Raw genomic sequence first — 20,375 nt, 5'->3', positions numbered from 1 at the left:
AAGACACATTCGTTAGGAGGGGTAGCTGCCCTATGGGTTCTCCCACATCGCCTCTTACCCCCCACACGTATCCTCGTACGCTGGTGATTATGCCCGCCTGGAACGAGGAAGAAGCACTGCCCGGCACTATTACTGAGCTGCAGGAGACGGTGCCCTTCGTGGACCTGGTGGTGGTCAATGACGGCTCCACCGACAACACCTCCGCTGTGGCTCGTGAGGCGGGTGCTTTTGTGATTGACCTGCCCTACAACATGGGCGTGGGTGCCGCCATGCGCACCGGCTACAAGTACGCGCAGCGCATGGGTTACGACTACGCCATGCAGGTGGATTCGGATGGTCAGCACCACCCCGAAAGTATCCCCACGCTGATTGAGGCAATCAAGGACTACGATATTGTAATTGGTTCCCGCTTTGCGGAGGGGGCTGCCGACTATGAGGTGTCAGGTCCACGCAAGTGGGCGATGGGCCTGCTATCGTTCCTGTTCACCCGCTCGGCGGGCACCCCGTTCACGGACGTGACCAGCGGCTTTAAGATTGCTAACCGCCGCGGCATCGACTTCTACTGCCGCAACCTGCCCGCCGAATATTTGGGCGACACAATCGACATCACCGCCATGGCTATTAACAATGGCTTGAAGGTGCGTCAGGTGCCGGTGAATATGCGTGAACGTCAGGGAGGTACCCCCTCCTCCGGTCCGCTGAAGTCTGCTGTCTATCTGGTTCGTTCACTGTTTGCCTACGGCATTTCGGTGAGCCGCCGCCCCGAGGAGAAGTAATCATGAGCGCGAGTGTTTTTTTCCTCATTCTGTCCGTACTGGTGTGTGCCTTTGTGATTGTGCAGGTGCGTCACCAGCGCATGAAGGAGCGGTACGCCGCCCTGTGGCTGATTATCGGCGCGGTCATTATCGTGCTGGGCGCTTTCCCGAGTCTGCTAAACGGTGTGGCGGACTTTGTGGGTGTTGCCCTGCCGGTGAACCTGTTGTTCCTGCTGTCGATTCTTTTGCTCATGGGCGTCAGTATTCACCTGACCCTGGAGCTGTCGCGCCTGTCGGAGAAGACCCGTATCCTGGCTGAGGAAGTCGCCATTTTGAAGGCGCTTCAGGAGCAGCCGGAGGGTGCATCTGGCTTAGGCCGTAAATCCTCTGCACGGGGCGAGCAGTAGGAACCATAATTTTCTTTTAGTATTTTTTACCCCTTTGACCTGGAGTAATACCTTATGACCGTTGATATTCTGTTCCCCTACTACGGCGACGTCGCCATGATGAAGCAGGCTGTACTGTCTGTGGTCGGTCAGACCAACCCGGACTGGCGCCTGATTGTTGTCGATGATGGCTACCCGGACGACTCGATTCCTGGCTGGTTCGAGTCGCTGAAGGACGAGCGCATCACCTACATGCGTAATGAAACCAACCTGGGTGCGAACGCGAACTACCGCAAGTGCCTGACCTTCGTGGAGAACGAACTGGTCACCGTCATGGGTGCTGACGACGTCATGCTCCCCAACTACGTGCAGTGGCTCGTGGATGCAGCGGCTAAGCACCCCGAGGCGTCCATTTTCCAGCCCGGCGTGGTCGTGATTGATGAGAACAACGGCCTGTCGAACACTCTGGTGGAGCAGACTAAGGCGTTCTACCGTCCCAAGGGTGAGGCTGTTCTGCAGGGTGAGGAGCTGGCTACCTCCCTGCTGCGCGGCGCGTGGTTCTACTTCCCGTCCCTGGGTTGGCGTAAGGACGCTATCGTGGGCACCGGCTTCCGTGAGGGCCTGAACGTTATCCAGGACATGGCGCTGATTCTCGACATTACGATGCGCGGCGGCTCCCTGTACTACGACCCGCAGATTGCGTTCATGTACCGCCGTCACGGTGGTTCTGACTCGTCTTGGCGCGCCCTTGAGGGTACCCGCTTTGAGGAGGAGCGCCGCTACTACAACACCATGGTTGAAGAGATGACTGCCCTGGGTTGGACGAAGGCTGCCCGCGTGGCTCGTATTCGCTTCTCTTCGCGTGCTCACGCGCTGACTCTGCTACCGAAGGCGGCTCTGGCGAAGAAGTGGCAGGGTGTTAAGAACCTTGCCGAGCACGTCGTAAAGTAAAGACTTCAATTCTATAGGTGCGACCAGTAGAGAACGGAGATAGCGTGGAATCATCGGCAGAGTCCCAGCCGAAGAAAATGACTCGTGGTCATTCGATGGCAATTTTGGGATCGTCCGGTTTAGCTGCACTATCTTCTCTAGGAATTACCGTTGTGGTGAAACGGTTTCTGGAGGGCGAAAGCCTGACGGAGTTCCTTCTCTTCTGGTCGCTTCTTTTTGCCCTCTACGGTGTGGTGGTAGGTATCCAGCAGGAAGCTACCCGCGCTGTGGGTACTGCACGCCGCGACGGTAAAACTGGTGCACGTATTGCACCCGTGGGTGCTCTAGTGGGTCTTATTGTGGGCGGGCTGACCTTAGTGACGAGCCCTCTGTGGGCTCCTGCCCAGATTCCTTTGAGCGGGTTTAGCGGTGTGCTGCTCCTGAGTGCCGGTGTGGCCCTCTACGCCATGCACATGACTCTCTACGGTGCGTCTGCTGGCCAGGAAAGCTGGTACCTCTTCGCGAGTGTGTTGGGGTTCGACGCTATTTGGCGTATCGTAGCTATCTGTGCGGTCGGTCTGGTCTCTGCACATCTAATCGGTCTTGAAGCCGCAACGGTTTCTCCGGTACTTCTGTGGCTGCTGATGGTGCTTCTGCTTCCAGAAGCTCGGCGAGTTTTTAGCTCTCGTGCGGATGTTTCCTCGGGCCGTCTGCTGTATAACTACACGCTGTCGATGGGGTCGTCGACTGCTAATGCGGTTCTTATGATGGGCTTGCCGCTTCTGCTGAACGTTAGCATCGATTCAAACGACCCGCTACAACAGGTTATTTTGGCGGTTCTGATTCTGGCGATTTCGATTACGCGCTCGCCGATTATGATTCCTTTGCAGGCTTTTCAGGGCGTGGCGGTGTCTGCTTTCTTGAAGCAACAGAATCATCCGTTGCGTGCTTTTGCGAAGCCTGCTGGTGCACTGTTGGGTGTGGGTCTTGTGGGCGCTGCGGCGGCTTACGTGCTGGGGCCGTGGCTGTTTGGTCTGCTTTATCCGCCGAAGCCTTCAGAGGTTGAAGCATACGCTCAGGTGGTGACTTCTCCGGTGCTTGCACTTCTGGTGTTTGCTTCTGCTTTCCTGGCGCTTCTGGTGCTGTCAGGGTCGCTGGTGATTGCATTGAATATGCACCGTTCGTATGTGGCCGGTTGGGTGCTGGCGGCTGCGGTTGCTTGTGTGGTGGCGGTGTCGCCGTTGCCTCTTCTGACTCGCACTCTTCTTGCCCTGTATGTGGGTCCGATTCTTGGCCTGCTAGTGCATTTGGGTGCGATGGTGTGGCAGGCGCGTTCTGTGTCGAATAGCGGCAATGCTGAGCTGGAGAATATTTAATAAATAAATGATGAGGGGTTGAGCAAACGAGTAGTTATGCTCAACCCCTCATTTTTTATTGCTCATGAACTGACGGGGGCTGGAGGTGTCCACCCGCTATTACTACTTCAAACCCTGGGAACTTAGGTAACCCTATGGAAAACAGGCGGGGTGCTCCCTACACTGGAAGGACACAATGACAAACCGCACGGGCCGCCCACACCGCGGCCCCGCCCCTCCCAACGGGTATAGCACCGAAGGAGCCACCCATGAGCCGACGCACCGACGCGCCCGCCCGATCACCACGACGAGCCGCCCTCGCCAGCTGGATAGGCTCCGCCCTTGAATACTACGACTTCGCCGTCTACGGCACCGCCGCCGCAATCGTGCTCAACCGCATCTTCTTCCCCGAAGACACCGCCGCCATCGGCATCCTCAAGTCCATGGTGGTTGTGGGCGTCGCCTACGTTGTGCGTCCCTTCGGCGCCATGATCGTTGGACCCCTCGGTGACCGCTACGGCCGCCGATTCGTCCTGATGCTCACGCTCTTCCTGATGGGCTTTGCCACCTTCGCAATCGGTTGCCTGCCGACCTACAGCGAGGCGGGTATCCTCGCCCCCACCCTGCTGGTCATCTGCCGCATGATTCAGGGCCTCTCCGCCGCCGGTGAGCAGGCAAGCTCCATCTCCATCTCCCTGGAGCACGCCAACGAGCATCAGCGCGCCTTCACGACCAGCTGGACCCTGCAAGGCACCCAGTTCGGCTCGCTACTGGCAACCGCCGTGTTCATTCCCTTCGCCGCCCTGCCGGACGAGCACCTGCTGAGCTGGGGCTGGCGCGTACCCTTCTGGCTCTCCGCCTTCGTGGTGGTGACTGCCTGGCTGATTCGCCGCACCCTCTCCGAGCCGCCCGCCTACCTGCAGCGCGAAAAGCTCACCGAATCCCCGCTCACGCTGGTCTTCAAACACCACAAGCGCGCTGTGCTCACCATCGCCGTGTGTGCCATGGTCAACACTGTGAACATGGTCTTCACGACCTTCGCGCTGTCCTTCGCCACCAAGGGTTACGACCTTGACCGCAGCACGATGCTGCTGGTGCCGGTCGCCTCCAACACTCTCGGCCTGATTGCGATTCCGCTCGCCGCCATGCTTGCCGACCGGATCGGTCGTAAGCCCGTGTTCATTACCGGTGCGGTTGCTTCGTCCCTGGTGATGTTCCCGTACCTCGGCGCGATTACCGAGGGTAACTGGGTGGGTATCTTCGCCTACGGCGTGCTCATGCACGGTGCGCTGTACTCCATGGCGAACGGCGTGTGGCCCGCCTTCTATGCGGAGATGTTCCCGACTCGCGTGCGCGTGACCGGCCTGGCGTTGGGTACCCAGATTGGCTTCGCAATTTCTGGAGGCGTGGCGCCCGCCGTGGCGACGAGCCTCGCCGGTGCCGACCTGCATAATGCGGTGCTGCCCGCCGTGTTCACGGTTGCCATGTGTGTGCTCGTGGCGTTGGGTGCGCTGACGGTTCGTGAAGGGTACAAGAAGTCCCTGGCTGAGCTGGATGCATAACCCGAACAATATATTCCGTATATAGAATAAATACAGGTGGGGATGGATAGTTAGCTATCCATCCCCACCTGCGTGTTTAACCTTCTAAGCCCGCTGCTGAGCCGCAATCAGCGTCTCAAAATGCGCCGCCATACGCTCAGCGTTCGGTTCCAGCCCGGTGAAGAGGCGGAATGCATCCACCGCCTGACCCACCGCCATGTAGCCGCCCGTTAGCACCTCGCATCCGGCGGCACGCGCCGCGCGCACCAGCTGCGTCTGTTGCGGCAGATAGATGACGTCCGCAACCCACAGGCCTTCACGCAACACCCCGGCACTCAGTGCCGATTCACTCAACGGCATACCCGGATGCACGTGCATACCCACCGGGGTTGCGTTCACCAAACCCTGAGCTTCTAGTAGAACTTCAATCAAGCGCTCATCGTCGGTCAGCACCTCGATCCGGGTCTGCGGGAAGAGCCCACCCAGCTGCTCCGCAAGCCCCTGCGCCTTCGCCGCGTCACGCTCAAAGAGACTCAGGTGGCGCACCCCCAGGCGGCACAGGGCGTATGCCGTGGCGCTACCGGCACCGCCAGCACCCAGCTGCACCACGTGCTCCAGGCGCGCCGGATCCTCCGCCACCTGCGGCAGGCCGCGCTTCAATCCCGCAATGAACCCGGAGTAGTCCGTGTTATCGCCGTAGAAGCTGCCGTCCTCACCAATCACCACGCAATTGACCGCACCCAGGGCGCGTGCCGCATCCGAAAGCTCGTGCAGGTGCTCCATGACCGACTGCTTGCACGGGTGCGTGATATTGAAAGCGTTAAAGCCGAGCAGTGCCGCAGCATCCAGAAGCGCCGGTGCGGAGGCGCCATCCAGGTTCAGGGCGTCCAGGTCGACAGGGCGGTACAGGTAGCGCACCCCGTGCGCGTCCGCCTCCGCCTCATGCATGGGAGGGGTCAGGGAGGAGGTGATGCCGTCACCAATGAGACCCACCAGGAAAGATTCAGTACGCAAACTCATAGTTTCACTGTACGTGTCCATCCCTCAAGATGCACCTACTTTCTTGAACCCGTACCAAATGCGTGCTGGATTTGGGAAGAAGATAAAAATAATTTCTACGCTCACAAGAGCGATATGTCTGACAGAAACACCTCGAAGGTATAAGCTTGGTATAAGTGCTCGCGCGCCACGGCGCGCACATGAGACCACACAGACACCGTCACAGTGAAGTGATACCGATATTCGGAGGATAGATTGTCAATGACTGACAAGGCTATGGCACACTTCGCTGGCGCCGATGCATGGGTCGAGCAGTATTTCCTGAACAGCCCCGAAGATGAGCGTGAAGAGTTCACCCCGGCAGAGTTAGAGGATTTGGCTCGCACCCACCGTGCGCTGGCTCAAATCCGCCTGCCCAAGACCCCTGTCGTTGCCGCACGCAACGACGAGTACAACACCACCCTGTACGTCGCGACCGACGACATGCCGCACATCGTCAGCTCCCTGACCGCATGCCTTGCCGCGCACTTTGGTGGTTTCGTCACCATTCTTCACCCCACCTTCCTCGCTGAACGCGGCCCGGACGGTACCCTCCTGAGCCTGCGCGGCACCGGCATGCGCGGCAACCTCGCCAGTGGCGATACCGCCACTCTTGGCGTGCCCTCCCTCAAGCTCAGCGAGAACGCCCCGGCGGGTACCACTGTCGCTATTGAAGCCTGGATTGCGGTTCGCCTGACCCGCTACCTCACTGAGGAAGAGCAGCGCCGCTGCGAGAAGGAAGTTGAGCGCGTCCTCGCTGATGTTCGCGCCTGCCACACCGACCTGGATGCCATGGTCGCCCGCGTTTTCGACCTGGCGCAGTCCATGTACGACCTGCGCGGCGCAACCCTGGGTCACGGCGAGGAATCCTACGCCGCTAACCCGCGCGGTGTGGAGCCTGCCTCCCGTGTGGAGGTGGCACAGGACTTCCTGCGCTGGCTGACCCGCGGCAACTTCGTGTTTATGGGCGTTAAGGAGCGCGTGCTGGACGGCACCTCCGGCGCTATTTCTCTGGTGGACCGCCCCGGTTCGGCGCTCGGTATTCTGCGCACCACGGAGGGTAAGAGCCGCATCCCCCTTTCGGGCGAGACCCTGGAGCGTGCCCTGTTCCCGCGCCCCCTGTACATCACGAAGGCGAATTCCCGCTCCACCGTAGCACGGAACGACTACCTGGACTACATTGGTGTGCGCCGCTTCGACCTGAACGGCCGCGTGATTGGTGAGTACGTCATTCTGGGTCTGTTCACCCGTCAGTCGTACGCACTGCCCGCTATTGAGACTCCGCTGGTGCGTGAGCGTATCGCGATGGTGCGCCGCCGCCTCGGCTACCACCCCGGTTCTTACTCTGACAAGGCGCTTCTGGGTGCCTTGGAAGATTACCCGCGCCTGGAGCTGTTGCACGCTTCCGCTAATGACCTGACCGATACGTTCGGCGGCATCATGGGCCTGGAGGAGCGCCGCAAGACCCGCCTGTTCCTGCGCGCCGACCAGTTCAACCGGTTTATTTCCGCCGTGGTGTACCTGCCTCGGGATCGTTACAACACGAACGTGTGCTCCCGTATTCAGCGGGTGTTCCAACAGGAATTTGATTTTAGTGCCATCGACCATGAGGTGTACCTGTCCTCCTCATCGCTGGCGCGTCTATTTTTCCGCATTCGGCTCACCAACCCCAATGATGTGCCGAAGACGGATCATCAAGCTCTCGAAAAGCGACTGCAAGAAGCCGCCCGCTCCTGGGTGGAAGCAACCGCAGCTGCTATTGAGGCATGGAAACCCGGAGCGGCAGGCCGCCGACTCGCATCAGCCTGGGCAGATGCGACTAGTGCAGCCTACCGAGCCGATTACACAGTAGAACAAGCAATCGAGGATATCGTGATTCTTGAATCTCTCTCGGGCCAGAAGCCCGCCGCAATCAAGGTTGAAGCCGGCGAAGCCAACACCACCCGACTGAAGACCTACCTGTCCGCACCTCACACCCTCACCGAGCTGCTGCCGGTTATGCAGAATATGGGTCTGGTCGTTGTTGATCAGAAGCCTTACGAGTTCAAGCCTGAGGATGGCGAAGACTACGGCTACCTCTACGACTTCGGAGTTGAATTCCCCGAGGGCGTGGACGCAAACGCTGTGGCTTCCCTGTACGAGGATGCCCTGAACGCCTACCTGCTCGGTGAGCGCGAGTCCGATACCCTGGACCGCCTGATCCTGGCTGAGGGCCTGACCTGGCAGGAAGTACGTCTGTTCCGTGCCCTGAACCACTACCTGATTCAGCTGGGCCTGGGCTACACCCCGTCCTTCATGTCGAACACCCTGCTCGCAAACCCGGCCATCACCAAGCACCTGGTCGAGTTCTTCGAGGTCAGCTTCGACCCGAACAACGGTCTCAACGATGAGCAGCGCAACGCACGCCGTGACGAAATCGAAGCAGCCCTGGTTGAGGAACTGAACCAGATCCCCACCCTGGACGCTGACCGCTACCTGCGTTCCCTCGGCAAGGTCATCCGCGCTATCCTGCGCACCAACGCATACCTTGCTGACCGCCCCGCACTCGCGTTCAAGGTGGCACCGCAGGAGATTGACTTCGCACCCCTGCCCCGCCCCAAGTTCGAGATTTTCGTCTACTCCCCGCGCGTTGAGGGTGTTCACCTGCGCTTCGGTAGCGTCGCACGTGGTGGCCTGCGCTGGTCGGACCGCCGCGACGACTTCCGCACCGAGGTGCTCGGCCTGGTCAAGGCACAGATGGTGAAGAACGCCGTCATTATCCCCACCGGCGCGAAGGGTGGCTTCTACCCCAAGCAGCTGCCCGACCCCGCAGTGGATCGTGACGCATGGATCACCGAGGGCCGCGAGTCCTACAAGGTCTTCATCGGCTCTCTGCTGGACGTCACCGACAACCTCGCAGTTGGCACCGACGGCTCCGAGACTGTTGTCCGCCCCGAGGGCGTTATCGCACGCGACGCTGACGACTACTACCTGGTGGTTGCAGCGGATAAGGGCACCGCAGCATTCTCCGACACCGCAAACGCAATCAGCCTGGAGCGCGGCTTCTGGCTGGGCGATGCCTTCGCATCCGGCGGCTCCGTCGGCTACGACCACAAGGCAATGGGCATCACCGCACGCGGTGCATGGGAGTCCGTCAAGCGTCACTTCGCTGAGCTGGGCCACGACGCTCAGACCGAAGAGTTCACCGCAGTCGGCATTGGCGACATGTCCGGTGACGTGTTCGGTAACGGTCTGCTCCGCTCCAAGGCAACCCGCCTGGTCGCAGCATTCGACCACCGCGACATCTTCCTGGACCCGAACCCGAACGCGGCAGTGTCCTTCGACGAGCGTCAGCGCCTGTACAACCTGCCCCGTTCCTCCTGGCAGGACTACAACCGCGACCTGATTTCCGCCGGTGGTGGCGTGTACTCTCGCGGTCTGAAGTCCATCGAGATCACCCCCGAGGTGCGCGAGGTTCTGGGCCTGGACGAGTCCGTCACCGAGCTCGCACCGACCGAGCTGATTTCCGCAATCCTCAAGGCACCGGTCGACCTGATTTACAACGGCGGTATCGGTACCTACGTGAAGGCCTCCACCGAGACCAACGCACAGGTTGGCGACAAGGCTAACGACGCACTGCGCGTCAACGGTAAGGACCTGCGCGCCAAGATTGTTGGCGAGGGCGGTAACCTCGGCTTCACCCAGCTGGGTCGTATTGAGGCTGCGCTCAACGGCGTCATCCTCAACACCGACGCAATCGACAACTCCGCAGGTGTGGAAACCAGTGACCGCGAGGTCAACATCAAGATTCTGGTGGACCGCCTCGTGGCACACGGCGAGCTGTCCAGCGAAGAGCGTGCTTCCTTCATCGAGTCCCTGCAGGACGAGGTCGGCGGCAAGGTCCTCGAGACCAACGTTGAGCAGAACGTTCTGCTGCAGGGTGAGTTCCACGGCTCCTTCCTGGGCACCAACCTGTACAAGCGCCTCATGCACGACCTGGAAGAGCACGCCGGCCTGAACCGCGCCGTCGAGTTCCTGCCCACCGACGAGGAGCTGGACGAGCGTCTGGAGACCACCGGCGACCGCCTGACCCGCCCCGAGCTGTCCGTCCTGGCTGCGTACGTGAAGATTTACCTCACCCACGCACTGGAGCAGACCGACTTCGCGGACGACCCCTACCTGGAAGGCGTTCTGCGCAGCTACTTCCCGGCAGCACTGGTCGAGCGTTTCGGTCAGCACCTGGACTCGCACCCGCTGCGTAAGGAAATCATTTGCACCCGCGTCGCTAACGAGCTGGTCAACATTGGCGGTATCACCTTCGCATACCGCGTGATGGAGGAGTTCAACGTCGGTATCGATTCCGTCGCACGCGCCTTCATCGTCGCTCGCGAGCTCTTCGAGCTGGGCACCGCAGCTAAGCTGCACCGCGAACTGCCCCCGAAGACCCCGCTGGATGCATGGTTCACCGTTCTGCGCGACAACCAGCGCGTTCTGGATCGTGCTGTCCGCTGGTTCATCACCGAGCGTGGCGTGGTTGCTGGCACCAGCATCTCTGAACTGCTGGAGACCTTCGGTTCCGTCGTCGAGATGCGCCATAACCTACCCGAGTACCTCTCCGGTACCTCCCGCGAGCGTGTTCGTGCAAAGCGCGACGCAGGCGAGGCATGGGGCCTGCCCGAGGAACTCATCGTCATCTGGATCCGCGGTTTCGAGGGCTACGCCCTGCTGGACGTCATCCGTTCGGCACGCGACCACGACTTCGAGGCAACCTCGCTGGCACCGGTCTACTTCGCAACCTACGACCGCTTCAAGGTGGACGAGCTGCTCGGCCTCATCTCCGACCTGCCCCGCAGCGACCGCTGGGAGATCCTGGCACGTCAGGCACTGCGCGGCAGCCTCTACGAGACCGCTGCAGGTCTGGCACTGTCTGTGGCAGAGGGCGCGAAGGGTGACTTCTCCACCGTGGACGGTGCGCAGAAGGCACTGGCTACCTGGATTGAAGAGCACCCGACCCGCGTGGGTAACATCGACCGCATCCTGAAGGAGATTGGCGAGGCCGCTCTGGACGTCACGGGTCACCCGCGCCTGGCTGTAGTGTCCGTGGCACTGCGTACTCTCTCGAGTGCATCCTAAATAGCTAAGGCCCGTTAGGGTCGCTTAGAGCATCCCGGTTCCCTCCCGGTGGGAGGGGCCGGGATGCTTTTGCGCAGGGACACATGGTGCATGCACAGGTAGTGCGGGGGATCCTTGGTTGGGTGAACCTTGTGCCGGTGTGCCAGCGCGTCAGCACCTCGCGTGGAGCACCCAAATCAAGGTTGTTGCACCCCGCGTATATTGCATAGAATATTGCTCTCACTAGATGTTTTGCATTCTTGTGTGATGCGCATTATGTGGGTGTGTCCTAAATCCCTCCAAATATCAAGTAGAGGGTTAAGGAAACCAAAGGTTTTAGTTGATATATGCCGTATATTGATTCACGGCGGCATCAGCGCAAGCCATGGGGACCCGGCACTTCTCGGTACGACGACTCTTTCCCCTGGCGCGTCACACGGTGCTGTTCAAACACACTGCCCCTAATCTTTACGATTATCGACTGAAAGTCTGCAAGATTGTCTACCAACCACGGTACTGAGGAAAAAAGCAATAGCGCATGGCGCCTCCTCATTAACTTTCTGCTTTACGTCTCTCCGGTCGCCCTGCTGACCACCGTCTTCCCCATGGTTACCCCGACCATTAACCGGTACAACCTTGATGGTGTACCCCTGATCCAGGTGATTCTGGCGGCGTCCATTACCGTTCCTTGGCTCAGCCAGGCAGCCTGCCTGCCCCTTTACCGTGCTATCCAGATGGAGCACAAGAAGATTGCGGACGCCCGCGAAGGCCTGCGCATTCACGCTGAAACCCTTGAGCACCAGCTCAAGCGCGCCGAAGCACGAGCCGTACGCGCACGCATGTCCGAGCCGCAGTTCCAGGACATTACCGACCTGACCGCGTTCACCCGCAACTGGCTCTACCTCTTCTTCATGACCATGCCGCTGGTGCTGCTCTTCGCAATTCCGGTCGCCCTCGTCCTTCACTGGAGCCCGACTGCATTCGGTGCGTTCTTCGTCCTGGGCGTTCTCAACATTGCGTTCGCGCAGCTGCTGGTCATCCCGAACCTCGCGAAGAACCGCATCATCTGGTTCATCGCGTGGCTTGGCTACACTCTTGCCCTGTACTGCTACCCCGTCATCTGGTTCCTGCCGCCGCTGGTTGGTTCGCTCATCCTGTTGGTGAGCCTCGGTAAGGACCTGGTGCACCTGCTGCACTTCGCGCGCATCCCGCTCAAGGACATTGCGCTCGACGCCCTGCGCGGCTTCTTCACCGGCTCCATCATCTGGGCTGATAAGTACATGCTCTTCCTGGTCACCGGCGGTGAAATCAACGTCGTGGCAATCTACCTGAGCCTGATCCCCTGCGTTATCGCCTACAACTACTTCTTCGTGGTGGAAGCAGACCGCGTCAACGCAAGCATCCAGCACCTGTGGACTATCTTCGACCGACTGCCCTACAAGGGCGTTCAGGAGGAGTCCTCCAAGGCTCTGCGCACCTCCAACCGCGCTATCCGCAACTCCCTGCTGATTTACATCGCCAGCGCTATTGTCACCGGCATCCTGATGTTCATCTTCCTGCCGCAGTCCTACCCGCTGGCGCTCTCCGGCCTGGTCGTGGCGTTCCTCTTCGTTGCAGTGGCACTGCTGATCTACCAGATCGAGTACATGACCATGTACGTCACCGTGCAGCTGCTCTCCGCAGCGCACCTGGTGCTGCTCTTCATCTCCTTCATGATCCTGCCCAACGAGACCGGCTACCTGCCCATCATCGCGGGCGAGGCGGTGCTCGCCTTCGCATGCTACCGCGTCTACCGTCAGGCGTGGGCAGCCCCCGAGTACTCCCTCTTCTGGCGTCGAGCCCTCGCCTGGTAAGAACCGCACGGTCCGCGAAAGATACATACGACAATGACTGAACAGATGTACCGAAACCACTACGCGCCGCTGCAGCTTCCGGCTCCCGGCCCCCACTACAGCGACCCCGAATACCCGGACGTTGACGTCGCCATCATCATGGAATCCACCTACCCCTACCTCAAGGGTGGTGTGTCTGCGGTGGTGCACGATATCGTCTGCGAAAACCCGGATCTGACCTACGGCATTATTCACATCGCCTGGGATAAGAACTCCCCCCACGAAGACCTCTACGGCATGCCCGAGAACGTCAAGTGGGTCAAGGTGCTGTACCTGAGCCTGGAAGTCAACCGCGACGCCTTCGCGGAAGCCTGCGACCCCTCCGCACTGCGCATGAACTTTGCGGAGCGTCAGGCACTCACTAACCGCCTCATGGACGGCTTCAGTGCCCTCATCGTCGGCGACGTGAACCCCCTCTGGAAGCTCTACGACGAGGGCATCAACCCCGCAACCCGCAGCTACAACCTCTTCGGCCTCTTCGGAACCCGTGAGTTCATGCAGGCGATTGCGGGTCTGGGCTTCTTCTCCGAGGTGCCCTTCGGTGAGCTCTTCTGGAAGGTGCGCGACTTCGTCTCCATCCTCTTTGCAATCCTGCACGAGCGGATGCCGCACGCCCGCGTCTACCACGCCCACACCACCGGCTACGCTGCACTCATCGCCGCCGCAGCCGCACGTGACCACGGCACCAGCTTCCTGCTGACCGAGCATAACCTGTACATTCGCGACACCGTGAACACCAAGCTCGAACGCAACATGGCGAAGCCCGTCACCACCGACTACGCCTTCCTCAACGAGGAGCGTGAGCACCCCGGCCTGGGCCCGGTCACCCTTGACGAGCGTGCCTGGTCCGTCTGGTTCGTCGAAATGGGACGCTTCTGCTACCCCAGCGCTGACATGGCAACCTACCTGTACCCCAAGGCTCTGGAAGAGGCACGCGGTATTGGCGCGCCCATCGACCAGATGAACGAGGGTGAGAAGGACCGCGCGATCATTCTGCCCAACGGTATGCTCATCGAGTCCGTGGCGGAAGCCTACTACGCCCGCCAGGCGGCGCGTGCCCGCATCCTCGCTGAGGGCCGCGGCCACGTGTGGCGCTTTGTGTTCATTGCCCGCGTGGTGCCCATTAAGGGCCTGACCGATCTGATTCGCTCCCTCGCGGTGCTGCGCGATCAGGGTCTGGTGAACTTCCACCTGGACGTGCTCGGCCCCAAGGACCACCTGCCCGAGTACTACGAACTGTGCCTGCGTACCATCGAAGAGCTCAACATGGGCGAGTACATCACCTTCCACGGCACCGTGAACGTGCGTGCGATGCTCGACCGCTTCGACCTGCTGCTCATGCCCAGCTACAATGAGGGTCAGCCGATTGTGGCGCTCGAGGCGATGGCTGCGTCCATCCCGCTGGTCAGCACCGACGTGGGCGGTATGTCCCAGCTCATCGACGATGTGCTGGTCGCCCCCGACGGCCACGAAATCGGTAACTGCGGTATCTTGACCATCCCCGGCGATATTCACGGCTTCGCGGCGGCGCTGCGCACCCTCATGGAGGAGCCCAGCATCTACGAACGCTACTGTGTGAACGCCTACGACCGTATCGTCAGCTTCTTCCAGCTGCGACTGGTCATGGACCGCTACAACACGATCTACCGCGAGCTGGGCAAGCTGCCCCCTCGCGCCCCCGAATTCGACCCGGAGTACGATGGCGAATAAACTCACCCGCTTGGGCGGACCCGGCAAATTTGGTGCCTGGGTCCGCTACGGCGGTAAGCCCATTACCCAGCAGCAGCTTGATTTTGCGGTCAAGAACTACTCTGTCGCAATCCTGCAGCCCTGGGAACTGGACGCGGCACGCTACCTGAAGAAGCGTGCACCTCAAATGGTGGTGCTGGCGTACAAGTGCCTGTCTTCCACCCGCTCTTATGAACCCGGCCCGATCTATTCTTCGGGTGTCTCTTACCCGCTGGCGCAATCGATGGCGAACTCCGGTAAGGATTTCTTCGCCCACCGCCTCAACGGCGACCGTATCGAGTGGAAGGGCTACCCCAAGCACTTCCAGATGCAGGTGTGGAACGCCGACTACCGTTGGCACTGGGTGGACGCTGTGGTGCGCGAAATGCGCAACTCACCCTTCGACGGGGTCATGGCGGATAACGACATCGAGAACGACTACTACGACCTGAACCTGCCCATCCAGGGTGTGGAGTCTATGACGAAGATCCGTGAGCACCTGGATTTTCTGGTCGCGTACGCCGGTATTGAGCTGAATAAAATCGGCAAGATTCTGGTGCCCAATATTGCTGAGTCTCGTCTGCGTTACGGCAAGTGGGAGCGTCACAGCGCCTACGGTGGCGGCTTTGAGGAGGTGTGGCTCGGCTGGGGTCCGAACGACTACCTGTCTTCGCCGTACGCCGTGATGCAGGGTCGTGAGATTGCGAACGGCTCGGCGGGCGACGTGAACCTGGGTACTACTTTTGCGGGTCTGGGTGGCCGTAGCGCCGCCTCGCAGAAGAAGGTGACGATTCTGCGTACCCCGCTCAGCGACCGCAAGGCTGCTATTACCGGTACGGATGAGAACTTCCTGTACGGTTTGGCGGGCTTCTGGGTGTTTGGTGGAGGCGCCTTCACCGGCATCAGCGCAACCCACCACGACGCCTACGACGAGATCCCGCACGCCCCGGAGCTTTCCTATGACCTGGGGGATCCGGTCGGCGGCATTATTGCTCAGAAGACCGCTCAGACTCGTGCCTTTACGCGCGGCTGGGCTGCCCTGAACACCGGCTCGAAGGATGTGATCGTGAAGGTCCCGTCCGGCTTGGTGGATGCGGCAAACCGCCCGGTGCCTTCGAGCTTCACGCTGCGGGCGCATCAGGGTGTGGTGTACCGCCGTAAGGCTTAATTACCGCTCGCATAGCTCTTCTGAGCTTCTGCGCGGCACCGCTTATCTGCGTAGATAACCTCATAAACAAACCCACCGGCAATATAGCCAAATGGCTATATGTACCGGTGGGTTTGCTATATGTGTGCTAGATGAGCTGGGGTAGCTTACTTAGCGGGGTAGGAGGGCACGTCGTAGCCGCCCATGCGCTCCAGAACGCGAATCACCTGGCAGGAGTAACCGAACTCGTTGTCGTACCAGACGTAGACAATTGCGGAGTCATCGGTCACCACGGTAGCCAGCGAGTCCACAACACCTGCGGTGCGGGAACCCACGAAGTCGGTGGAAACAGCCTCGGGGGAATCCGAGTAGCCCACCTGGCGGCGCAACTCGCCGTCGATGGACTCGCGGCGGAACAGCTCATTCAGCTCCTCAGCGGAACCTGCGGGCTTGGTCAGCTTCACGTTCAGGATTGCCATGGAGACGTCCGGGGTGGGAACGCGGATAGCGTTACCGGTCAGCTTGCCTTCCAGCTGCGGCAGAGCCTTAGAAACAGCCTTTGCAGCACCGGTCTCGGTGATGACCATGTTCAGCACAGCGGAGCGACCGCGGCGGTCACCCTTGTGGAAGTTGTCAATCAGGTTCTGATCGTTGGTGAATGCGTGAACGGTCTCAACGTGGCCGCGCTCAACACCGTATGCGTCATCCAGAACCTTCAGTGCCGGAGTAATCGCGTTGGTGGTGCAGGATGCTGCGGAGAGAATCTTGTCCTCATCGGTGATGACGTCATCGTTCACGCCGAACACGATGTTCTTCATGTCGCCCTTACCGGGAGCGGTCAGCAGAACACGAGAAATACCGGGGCGGTTCAGGTGCTGCTCGAGGCCCGGAACGTCGCGCCAGCGGCCGGTGTTGTCCACCAGCAGAGCGTCCTTGATGCCGTACTCGGTGTAGTCGACGGTGGTCGGGTCTGAGGAGTAAATGAAGCGAACCGGAACACCGTTAGCGATGATGGTGCTGTTCTCCTCATCCACCTCAATAACGCCCTTGAAGGGGCCGTGAACCGAGTCGCGCTCCAGCAGGGATGCACGCTTGACCAGGTCCTTGTCACCATTCTTACGCACCACAACAGCGCGCAGGTTCAGGCCAGAACCCAGCGGCGAGGAGGAACGCTCCAGCAGAATACGAGCCAGCAGGCGACCAATACGACCGAAGCCGTACAGCACAACGTCCTGCTCCTTAGGCTGGTCGCCCTGGTGGTTCACGGAGGAACCCAGCTGCTCGGGCAGCCACATGGACAGCTCGGGGGAGCCAGCCTCACGGTGAGCCTTGTGCAGAGCAGCAATGTTAATCGAGCATGCACCCAGGTTCAGCTCAGCCAGAGCGCGAACCAGCTCCAGGGTGTGTGCGGGGTTCAGAGGTGCACCATCAATGTGAGATACAAAATCGTGCAGCTTCAGCAGCTCAATGACAGACTTGTTGACCAGGCTACGGCCGTGAATGCTCAGCACCACACCGTTCTCGCGGTGCAGCTTACCGATGAGGGGGATCAGCTCCTCTGCGGTAGCCTCACGGTTAACCCAGGTAGCGGTTGCAGTCGTCACGTATGACCTTCTTCCTAACTTCGTCGTTGGAGGGTAGGCGCGACGGTGCTGTCGCGTCAATACCGTGCCGGGCGTTAAAGACCCGGCGTCGGTTTAAGTCTAACCCGTGCGAACCCCTCTAGAGCCTCAAAATTAGTGATATTGGGGCTAAAAGTCAGAAGAGGTAAAAGTCAGTTCCTGCACCCGCCCGGCAAGCCAACACAAGCCCTCAAAAGGAAAAGTAAAACCACTTCAAATACCCACAAAAACACACCCCACGACATGGGAAAACATAGGTAAAATTGAAACCATGTTGACTGTAATCGGTGAAGCACTCGTAGACGTCGTCCACCAGCACGACGGAGAAACCCGCGCCTACCCCGGCGGATCGCCCATGAACGTAGCCGTGGGCGCACGCCGCCTCGGCCACCCCACCAACTTCGTCGGCCACTACGGCCCCGACGCCTACGGCAAGAGCATTGACGCACACCTGGAAGCATCCCAGGTGACCCTGCCCTTCGAACACAGTGCTGAGCGCACCTCCGTCGCCCAGGCAACTATCGGTGCCGACGGCGCAGCAGAGTACGAATTCGACATCACCTGGTCCCTCGACTCCGTCGCCGAGAAGCTCACCGAACTGGCACGCACCTCCAATGCGGTACACACAGGCTCCATCGCCGCCATGCTCGAACCTGGCGCGCACGTGGTGGCCGCAGCCTTCGAAGCCGCCCGCGACAGCGCCCTGCTCAGCTACGACCCGAACTGCCGTCCCACCCTCATCCACAATGTTGATGAGGGCCGCGCATGGGCTGAAAAGTTCGTCTCCCTCTCCACCGTCGTGAAGGCATCCGACGAGGACCTGCAGTGGCTCTACCCCGAGCGCTCCCTCGACGACACCGCCCGCGCATGGCTTGACCTCGGCGCAGAGCTGATGGTCATCACCCGCGGCGAAGATGGCCCCATCGCCTTCACCAAGAAGTACCCCGAGGGCATCAGCCAGCCCGCACACCGCGTTGAGGTTGCGGACACCGTCGGTGCCGGTGACTCCCTCATGGCGGCGCTCATTGCTGGCCTGCTCGACCGCGGCATTGCCGGTTCCGAGGCACACGCTAAGGTCGCCGCACTGACCGCAGAAGAGATTGCCGACCTGCTGCGTTTCTCCGCAACCGCAGCCGGCATCACCGTCTCCCGCGCGGGCGCTAACCCGCCCACCCGCGAAGAACTCGACGCCGTACTCAACGGCTAAAAAATTCACGCCTCGCCGGCGGATAGCTCACTCTGTCCGCCGGCGTCGCCATATCCACCCGCACCCCAACGCTGAGGAGCACCATGACCAACATTGGCACCGCGCCCCTGCCCCGCGAACCCTACGCGGGCCTGCCCGAACTACCCGAATTCACCCTGACCTCCACCGACGTTCAGGACGGCGGCACCGCCCCCGAATGGATGCGCTCCGCCCTCTTCGGCCTGGCGGGCGGTCAGGACCGCTCCCCGCAGCTGTCCTGGAGCGGATTCCCCGAGGGCACCAAGTCTTTCGTACTGACCTGCTTCGACCCGGATGCGCCCGTCCCCAGCGGCTTCTGGCACTGGACTGTCTCCAACATTCCCGCCAACGTGACCAGCATTGACACTGGCGCGGATGCACCCGCCGGCGCCCTGACGCACCGCAACGACGCCGGTGTGGCGGGCTTCCTGGGTGCTGCCCCTCCGGCTGGTCACGGCCCGCACCGCTACATCTTCTGCGTCACCGCCGTGGATGTGGAGAAGCTCGACATTGACGAGAACGCCAGCCCCGCCGTCGTGAACTTTAACCTGCTCGGCCACGGTCTGGGTCGTGCGTTCCTGACCGTCACCTACGCGGAACCGGCGGCATAGCGGTACACCGGCACAGTCTCACCAGACCCGCACCCTGCCAGCCCTGCACCCTGACCAGCACCGATACACCCCACCACTGAAGGCATATCTGCATGATTAAACTCATCGCCAGCGACCTGGACGGCACCCTCATCGGGCACGATTTCCGATTCCGTCCGCGTACCTTGCGCGCCCTTGAGGCCGCCCGCGCCGCCGGGATTGATATCGTCTTCGTCACCGGCCGCCCGAGCCGCTGGCTCACGCCCCTGCGCGAGCAGACCGACTTCGACTCCTACGCCATCTGCTCCAACGGTGCCGTGGTGTACCACCTGGGCGCGAACGAGGTGGAAGAAGTCAACGGCGCTGATCCCGCGGTGATTGCCCGTACTCACGAGCTGCTGGAGCCCATTTTCCCCGACGCCACCTACACCCTCGAAACCGTGGACACCGTCTACATTCAGGGCCCGCACGACGGCGGTGAGGTGCTTGAGGGCGCCCGCGTGGTGGAGGCGAAAATCGCCGAGGCGCTCGAACGTATTGGTTCAACCCCGGTCATTAAGTACCTGATTCGTGTGCCCGGCATGGACCCGGATATTCTGCAGGCACGCGTGCATCAGGCGGTGGGTTCGCTGGTGTCGGTGACCCGCGGCGTGGTCGGTGAGCCGCTCATCGAGATGGGCTCTAAGACCGTGAATAAGGGGCGGATTTTGGAGAAGTTCGCGGCACGCCACGGCATTGAGGCGCACGAGGTGATGGCGTTTGGTGACATGCCGAATGACGCTGAGATGCTTTGCTGGGCGGGGGAGGGCTTCGCCATGGCCTCGGGGCAGCCGGCGCTCATTGCGAAGGTGGGGCGCACTTGCCCGCCCTTCCATGAGGACGGTGTGGCGCAGACGATTGAGGCGATGCTCGCCGAACGGTCCTAGCCGCCTAGCACTAGCTATCCAGCACTAGCGGCTAGGTGAGCCTCCGCAGACATAACTCAGACATAAACTTTTATGTCTACACATAAAAAATTTGAGTCTAGACATAAAAATTTATGTCTAGACTCAAATTTTTGTGTCTGATTTACATC

At 60.6% G+C, this 20,375-nt stretch carries 14 protein-coding genes; 12 read left to right on the top strand and 2 right to left on the bottom strand.

Annotated elements, in window-relative coordinates; translation table 11 throughout:
• Window positions 1–32 precede the first annotated feature (32 nt).
• From HMPREF2842_RS06905 to HMPREF2842_RS06885, 5 genes are all read left to right on the top strand, one after another.
• On the top strand, window positions 33–776 hold the full coding sequence (locus HMPREF2842_RS06905) for a glycosyltransferase family 2 protein (RefSeq protein WP_049345957.1): 744 nt from the start codon (window positions 33–35) through the stop codon (window positions 774–776).
• A 2-nt stretch (window positions 777–778) separates the two neighbouring features.
• Window positions 779–1,162: a DUF2304 domain-containing protein gene (locus HMPREF2842_RS06900; protein ID WP_049345954.1), complete on the top strand. Its 384-nt coding sequence runs from the start codon at window positions 779–781 to the stop codon at window positions 1,160–1,162.
• 54 nt (window positions 1,163–1,216) lie between these two features.
• Window positions 1,217–2,092: a glycosyltransferase family 2 protein gene (locus HMPREF2842_RS06895; protein WP_049352287.1), complete on the top strand. Its 876-nt coding sequence runs from the start codon at window positions 1,217–1,219 to the stop codon at window positions 2,090–2,092.
• A 152-nt stretch (window positions 2,093–2,244) separates the two neighbouring features.
• Window positions 2,245–3,447: a hypothetical protein gene (locus tag HMPREF2842_RS06890; RefSeq protein WP_246823227.1), complete on the top strand. Its 1,203-nt coding sequence runs from the start codon at window positions 2,245–2,247 to the stop codon at window positions 3,445–3,447.
• A gap of 248 nt (window positions 3,448–3,695) precedes the next feature.
• Window positions 3,696–4,988, top strand: coding sequence for an MFS transporter (locus tag HMPREF2842_RS06885; RefSeq protein WP_070643739.1), 1,293 nt, complete (start codon window positions 3,696–3,698; stop codon window positions 4,986–4,988).
• 84 nt (window positions 4,989–5,072) lie between these two features.
• On the opposite strand, the gene HMPREF2842_RS06880 is transcribed toward HMPREF2842_RS06885, so the two are convergent.
• Window positions 5,073–5,987: a shikimate dehydrogenase gene (locus tag HMPREF2842_RS06880; RefSeq protein ID WP_070643821.1), complete on the bottom strand. Its 915-nt coding sequence runs from the start codon at window positions 5,985–5,987 to the stop codon at window positions 5,073–5,075.
• A gap of 240 nt (window positions 5,988–6,227) precedes the next feature.
• Here HMPREF2842_RS06880 and HMPREF2842_RS06875 point away from each other — a divergent pair, with 240 nt between their 5' ends.
• From HMPREF2842_RS06875 to HMPREF2842_RS06860, 4 genes are all read left to right on the top strand, one after another.
• Window positions 6,228–11,117, top strand: a complete 4,890-nt coding sequence (locus HMPREF2842_RS06875) for an NAD-glutamate dehydrogenase (RefSeq protein WP_070643736.1) — start codon at window positions 6,228–6,230, stop codon at window positions 11,115–11,117.
• Window positions 11,118–11,593: 476 nt separating this feature from the next.
• A complete protein-coding gene (locus HMPREF2842_RS06870; RefSeq protein WP_070643731.1) occupies window positions 11,594–12,949 on the top strand; it encodes a hypothetical protein in 1,356 nt (451 codons plus the stop codon).
• A 33-nt stretch (window positions 12,950–12,982) separates the two neighbouring features.
• Window positions 12,983–14,698 (top strand): GT4 family glycosyltransferase PelF, encoded by a 1,716-nt coding sequence (gene pelF, locus HMPREF2842_RS06865; RefSeq protein ID WP_070643727.1) that lies wholly within the window; start codon window positions 12,983–12,985, stop codon window positions 14,696–14,698.
• On the top strand, window positions 14,688–15,884 hold the full coding sequence (locus tag HMPREF2842_RS06860) for a putative glycoside hydrolase family 15 protein (protein WP_070643722.1): 1,197 nt from the start codon (window positions 14,688–14,690) through the stop codon (window positions 15,882–15,884). The genes pelF and HMPREF2842_RS06860 overlap by 11 nt, the downstream gene beginning before the upstream one ends.
• Before the next feature lie 146 nt (window positions 15,885–16,030).
• Here the strand turns inward: HMPREF2842_RS06860 and HMPREF2842_RS06855 are convergent, their stop codons facing one another.
• A complete protein-coding gene (locus HMPREF2842_RS06855) occupies window positions 16,031–17,467 on the bottom strand; it encodes a glyceraldehyde-3-phosphate dehydrogenase (RefSeq protein ID WP_005504207.1) in 1,437 nt (478 codons plus the stop codon).
• Between the two features lie 289 nt (window positions 17,468–17,756).
• Here HMPREF2842_RS06855 and HMPREF2842_RS06850 point away from each other — a divergent pair, with 289 nt between their 5' ends.
• From HMPREF2842_RS06850 to HMPREF2842_RS06840, 3 genes are all read left to right on the top strand, one after another.
• Window positions 17,757–18,692, top strand: coding sequence for a carbohydrate kinase family protein (locus HMPREF2842_RS06850; protein WP_070643719.1), 936 nt, complete (start codon window positions 17,757–17,759; stop codon window positions 18,690–18,692).
• Between the two features lie 83 nt (window positions 18,693–18,775).
• Complete coding sequence (locus HMPREF2842_RS06845; RefSeq protein WP_049326809.1) at window positions 18,776–19,321, top strand: YbhB/YbcL family Raf kinase inhibitor-like protein; 546 nt, start codon at window positions 18,776–18,778, stop codon at window positions 19,319–19,321.
• Window positions 19,322–19,413: 92 nt separating this feature from the next.
• Window positions 19,414–20,226, top strand: a complete 813-nt coding sequence (locus tag HMPREF2842_RS06840; RefSeq protein ID WP_070643716.1) for an HAD-IIB family hydrolase — start codon at window positions 19,414–19,416, stop codon at window positions 20,224–20,226.
• Window positions 20,227–20,375 lie beyond the last annotated feature (149 nt).

The organism is Rothia sp. HMSC069C10 (assembly GCF_001812205.1).
In the GTDB taxonomy this organism is placed as follows: domain Bacteria; phylum Actinomycetota; class Actinomycetes; order Actinomycetales; family Micrococcaceae; genus Rothia; species Rothia mucilaginosa.
This window is presented reverse-complemented; position numbering and strand designations above follow the sequence as displayed.

Excerpts from the sequence above, each read along its gene's own strand:
- HMPREF2842_RS06880 (WP_070643821.1), bottom strand. The coding sequence starts at position 5,987 with ATGAGTTTGCGTACTGAATCTTTCCTGGTGGGTCTCATTGGTGACGGC.
- HMPREF2842_RS06895 (WP_049352287.1), top strand. The coding sequence starts at position 1,217 with ATGACCGTTGATATTCTGTTCCCCTACTACGGCGACGTCGCCATGATG.
- HMPREF2842_RS06900 (WP_049345954.1), top strand. The coding sequence starts at position 779 with ATGAGCGCGAGTGTTTTTTTCCTCATTCTGTCCGTACTGGTGTGTGCC.
- HMPREF2842_RS06845 (WP_049326809.1), top strand. The coding sequence starts at position 18,776 with ATGACCAACATTGGCACCGCGCCCCTGCCCCGCGAACCCTACGCGGGC.
- HMPREF2842_RS06860 (WP_070643722.1), top strand. The coding sequence starts at position 14,688 with ATGGCGAATAAACTCACCCGCTTGGGCGGACCCGGCAAATTTGGTGCC.
- HMPREF2842_RS06875 (WP_070643736.1), top strand. The coding sequence starts at position 6,228 with ATGACTGACAAGGCTATGGCACACTTCGCTGGCGCCGATGCATGGGTC.
- HMPREF2842_RS06840 (WP_070643716.1), top strand. The coding sequence starts at position 19,414 with ATGATTAAACTCATCGCCAGCGACCTGGACGGCACCCTCATCGGGCAC.
- HMPREF2842_RS06905 (WP_049345957.1), top strand. The coding sequence starts at position 33 with ATGGGTTCTCCCACATCGCCTCTTACCCCCCACACGTATCCTCGTACG.
- pelF (WP_070643727.1), top strand. The coding sequence starts at position 12,983 with ATGACTGAACAGATGTACCGAAACCACTACGCGCCGCTGCAGCTTCCG.
- HMPREF2842_RS06885 (WP_070643739.1), top strand. The coding sequence starts at position 3,696 with ATGAGCCGACGCACCGACGCGCCCGCCCGATCACCACGACGAGCCGCC.
- HMPREF2842_RS06850 (WP_070643719.1), top strand. The coding sequence starts at position 17,757 with ATGTTGACTGTAATCGGTGAAGCACTCGTAGACGTCGTCCACCAGCAC.